The organism is Paracoccus chinensis, assembly GCF_900102885.1.
In the GTDB taxonomy this organism is placed as follows: Bacteria; Pseudomonadota; Alphaproteobacteria; order Rhodobacterales; family Rhodobacteraceae; genus Paracoccus; species Paracoccus chinensis.
In genome coordinates, this window is record NZ_FNGE01000063.1 from 1 (window position 1) to 2,025 (window position 2,025).

3 protein-coding genes are annotated in these 2,025 nt (G+C 61.5%); 2 read left to right on the forward strand and 1 reads right to left on the reverse strand.

Annotated features, from left to right (window positions below; all coding sequences use genetic code 11):
- Positions 1–414: 414 nt before the first annotated feature.
- The gene (locus BLQ03_RS17600; RefSeq protein WP_245689004.1) at positions 415–864 is read right to left on the reverse strand and encodes an H-NS histone family protein; all 450 of its coding nucleotides are present in this window, start codon (positions 862–864) and stop codon (positions 415–417) included.
- Between the two features lie 389 nt (positions 865–1,253).
- Between BLQ03_RS17600 and BLQ03_RS17605 the strand changes: the two genes are divergently transcribed.
- On the forward strand, positions 1,254–1,688 hold the full coding sequence (locus BLQ03_RS17605; RefSeq protein ID WP_090757587.1) for a LexA family protein: 435 nt from the start codon (positions 1,254–1,256) through the stop codon (positions 1,686–1,688).
- 4 nt (positions 1,689–1,692) lie between these two features.
- On the forward strand, positions 1,693–2,025 hold a 333-nt coding region (locus tag BLQ03_RS17610; protein WP_483824814.1), incomplete at its 3' end, for a DNA polymerase Y subunit UmuC family protein.

Genomic DNA, 2,025 nt, shown 5'->3' on the forward strand with positions numbered 1-2,025 from the left:
TCCTCGGGTTTGTGCTTCTTCTGGGGCATCCTTCTGTCCTCCATCTGGCTCGAAAGCCTACTTCAGGGAGGACCACTTTTCAGGGGGCAGACCAAACGGGGGTGTTCTGCCGAGTCAGCACCACCAGCATCGACCATCCGGATGAAGTCATCATGAAGTCATCCGACGCCAGCCCGCGCCACTGCTCCCCTCAGGCCATGCCTCCTCGATCCGCCGCCTCTCGTCCCTTTCCAGAAGCCGGATCGCAGCGTTCATGCTGGCGATCTCGCGCTCGCAAGAGCGGATCGCAGCCGCGAGCAGCTGAGCCAGGGCAACCCGCTCGTCACTCTCAGCCATTTCTCCTCTCTCTTGCGCCGACTGGCGCCGGAGCAGAAGAAGGAAAGGGAGGAGCGGGTGTCGCGCCCTTCCCTTCTGTCAGGATTGCGCTTTCAGCTCTTCCAGAGCACGGCCGGCCGCCAAAGCGTCATTGACCCATCGCGGGCGCCGTCCCCGACCACTCCAGGTCTCATCCGGCTTTTCAGGATTCACATAGGCTGCCTCTGCTCCAGCATCGCTGGATCTCCGGCCCTTGCCGGGTTTCTGATCGGCCACGAGATCGGACAACTTGAACCCATGCTCCTTGGCTGCCTGTTCAAGCGCTGTCAGCGCTTCTTTCCGCTTCCGGGTCTCATAGCCCGAAATTGCCCGGTCGATGGTCTTCCGCATCTCCTTCAATGCGTCCAGGTCCATGGCCTCGAAGGCTTCAGACCAATGTGACATATGTCCGTTTCCATCCATTATCCTGCGCTCCATGCGGTTTCTGATCGGTTCAGAAAATGAGGAAAGTTCGTAGCTCATATATTTTCTGCCGAAAAGCCAGATCAATGGTTGAAACCTCTTTTCCCTCTCTCCGGAAAATCGAAGGGCATTCTCTTTCGGCTCGTGCTCTCGTCCGAGCCGCGGCGCGGCATTCCTTCGAGCCAGGCTGTGGTTGTCTCGGAGCCTGCGGATTTTGGTCGCTGACGCGAGGTTGCGGGCAGTTATCTAGGGGCAGCCCTTTGCGGATCGGCAGCCGTGAGCCAGAGGTGTCTTTCAGGAGCAGAGGGAGCGAGCTGCTTGGGGCAACAGCCTGTTCCTCTCCCTGTCTCGACAGCCGGGAAGAAGGAAGGCGACGAGGATGTCCGCGTGAGTGCAGGAGCTTCCCGACAGGACACGTCTTGACGAACAGGCGGGTCTGGGAACTATGCCCTAAGTTCTCCTATTGTTCTCATGTCATGTCGTCTCATCTGTACACCCTGCCCGTCACCCTGATCCCGCGCGATATGCCCTTGGCCTCGGTGCGGGTGCCGGCAGGCTTTCCTTCGCCTGCGGCCGATGATCTGGAGGAAACCGTTGACCCCATGAAATGGGTCGTCCGCCACGAGCACGCGACCTTCTGGTGGCGCGTCTCGGGCGACAGCCCGGAGGCCGAGGGCATCCTCGACGGGGACCTGATCGCCGTGGATCGCGCCGGACGGCGGCGCAGCGGGCGCATCGTCCTCGCCTTGGTCGAGGGGCAGATCACCGTCAAGAAGCTCGCCAAGAGGAACGGGGCCTGGTTTCTGGACCCGCGCGCCCGCAGCGACGTCTACGAGACGATCCCAGTGTCCGAGACGACCGAGATCTGGGGCGTGGTGGCAGGCGTGGTGCGCCGCCTGCCCGTCGAATAGGGCCATGCTTCCGGCGTCCGACAAGCCAATTGCCCTGATCGACTGCAACAACTTTTACGTGTCCTGCGAGCGGCTCTTCGATCCCTCGCTGCGCGGCATTCCCGTCATTGTCCTGTCGAACAATGACGGATGCGCCATCGCCCGCTCCGAGGAAGCCAAGTCCCTCGGGATCAGGATGGGCGCGCCCGTGTTCAAGATCCGTGATCTCATGCAGCGCCACGGGGTCAGGGCGCTGTCCTCGAACTATACCCTTTACGGCGACATGAGCCGCCGCGTGGTCGATGTGCTGCACGGGTATTCGCCACGCCTCGATGCGTATTCGATCGACGAGACCTTC

What these genes read in the sequence shown, in the direction of transcription:
- BLQ03_RS17605 (WP_090757587.1), top strand. Translation starts at nt 1,254, where the DNA reads ATGTCGTCTCATCTGTACACCCTGCCCGTCACCCTGATCCCGCGCGAT.